We start from the raw sequence: 253 nt of genomic DNA, 5'->3' as shown, positions 1-253 counted from the left end.
CCGGAGAGAGTGGAAGGAAGGGGTGGGGAATGGGGGAGGTCAGGCGAGAAAATTCTTGCCGGAGAAAGTTTCGCCGAACTGCCATTTTGCAGGGATGACGTCGACAGAGGTAGAGCTGCGACCGTCGCTACCTTGGACGCGGAAGGAAAGGGACTGGCCGACGAGAACGGCGTTGGACTGCCAGTTTTGGCCCCAGTTTCTGCTCATGCTCATCCAGGCGGTTCGAGAACCTTTGACGCTGACCTTGACGAGG

Annotated in this window: 1 protein-coding gene; it reads right to left on the bottom strand. The window is 58.5% G+C overall.

Features of this window, described 5'->3' with window-relative positions:
- Positions 1-39: 39 nt before the first annotated feature.
- On the bottom strand, positions 40-253 hold a 214-nt coding region (locus C6N31_RS43075), incomplete at its 5' end, for an expansin C-terminal domain-related protein (protein ID WP_198359740.1).

The sequence above is a fragment of the Streptomyces fildesensis genome, assembly GCF_016107395.1.
Lineage (GTDB): Bacteria > Actinomycetota > Actinomycetes > Streptomycetales > Streptomycetaceae > Actinacidiphila > Actinacidiphila fildesensis.
This window is presented reverse-complemented; position numbering and strand designations above follow the sequence as displayed.